The sequence below is a fragment of the Mesorhizobium sp. CU3 genome (genome assembly GCF_006442965.1).
In the GTDB taxonomy this organism is placed as follows: domain Bacteria; phylum Pseudomonadota; class Alphaproteobacteria; order Rhizobiales; family Rhizobiaceae; genus Mesorhizobium.
This window is the reverse complement of the sequence record NZ_VFWX01000070.1, coordinates 1-246: the sequence shown is the minus strand read 5'-3', so window position 1 is coordinate 246 and position 246 is coordinate 1. Positions and strand designations below refer to the sequence as shown.

1 pseudogene is annotated in these 246 nt (G+C 61.8%); it reads right to left on the bottom strand.

What is annotated here, in order from left to right:
* Positions 1-246: pseudogene (locus FJ988_RS30655) on the bottom strand (CoA-binding protein); the annotation flags it as partial.

Sequence of the window (246 nt, the reverse complement as noted above, 5' to 3'; positions counted from 1 at the left end):
ATTCCGCCGGGTAGTCGAGCACCAGCATCGCCGCATCCGCTTCGGTGCGCAGTGCCGTATCGAGCATGGTATTGAGGGCTTCGCTGTTGCCCCAGATGGCCGTGGTGAAATCCAGCGGGTTGACCAGGTTGGCGTAGCTCGGCAGTACCTGCGCCAGTTCCGAACGCTGGCCCTCATCGAGTTTGGGCAGGCTTAAATCGTTGCGCTCGGCGTAGTCGGCAATCAACCCGGCATCACCACCGGAAC